We start from the raw sequence: 827 nt of genomic DNA on the forward strand, positions 1-827 counted from the left end.
TCGAGAAGGTTTTTTCATGATGCCTCTTTACCTCAGTGAGTGATGTGCGTCACCTTATGGAGACATAAGTCACTTTATATGGGCGCCAGGAGAAAAGCTAGGGTAACTCAAAGGAATTTCTAAAACGGTTCAGTCCTGTAACTGGCAAGAATGAGATCCATTTGGTCGGGCGCGCTAGCTCAGCGTGGAGGCGGGCGCAATCCGTGTGGCTGGGGCTTCCGGTACGGAAGTCCCAGCCACACGTGTTTATGGGTAGCAAGTCTTCAGGGCATCACGCGGAGCGTGAGAATGTCACTTAGCTGCCGTCCCAGTTTGCGGTCGCAGTCAATACAGCTGACTGATAGATGTGGGTTGCCCCGTTGCAGTGACTTCTGCCTAGCGTGCCAGCGGGATAGAAGTATGCGCAGTTGGTCCGCAGGTTGGCACCGAAACGATAGTCATGCATCCTTCGCTCATTACGCTTCTGCTCAAGGTTCATCGGCTTCTTCCTGGTTTCCTCGATCCCCAGGTCATGAATCGCGCAAGGGCCACGGAAGTCTGCTTTGAACCACTGATCAGGTGACCAGGTGCAATAGTCGTGAAGTGACTTCGGCTTGCACCAGTGTGGGCAGTACCTGTAGTGGCTAGGGACAGTCACGAGGTGGGCAGATGTGGTGCGAGGATCCGGTCCCACCGATGAGCGCAGGCGCTCAGACGCCTTGGTGTTATCGAACGAGAATGACACGGAGCCGGACATTTCCTTGTTCGTCTTCTTGATGGAAGCTGACGCCTCTTTGATGATGAGCTCACTGTTGTCACTGATGACACCGGTGGCTAGCGCTTCGGCT

The 827-nt window shown here is 54.3% G+C and carries 1 protein-coding gene; it reads right to left on the bottom strand.

Translation table 11 applies throughout. The features are described 5' to 3' along the window. Nucleotides 1-295: 295 nt before the first annotated feature. Nucleotides 296-827: phospholipase A2 (locus tag HMPREF3160_RS08545; RefSeq protein WP_218078982.1), on the bottom strand; the 532-nt coding region annotated here is incomplete at its 5' end.

Origin of the sequence: Arthrobacter sp. HMSC06H05, from assembly GCF_001807395.1 — a bacterium.
Lineage (GTDB): Bacteria > Actinomycetota > Actinomycetes > Actinomycetales > Micrococcaceae > Pseudoglutamicibacter > Pseudoglutamicibacter albus.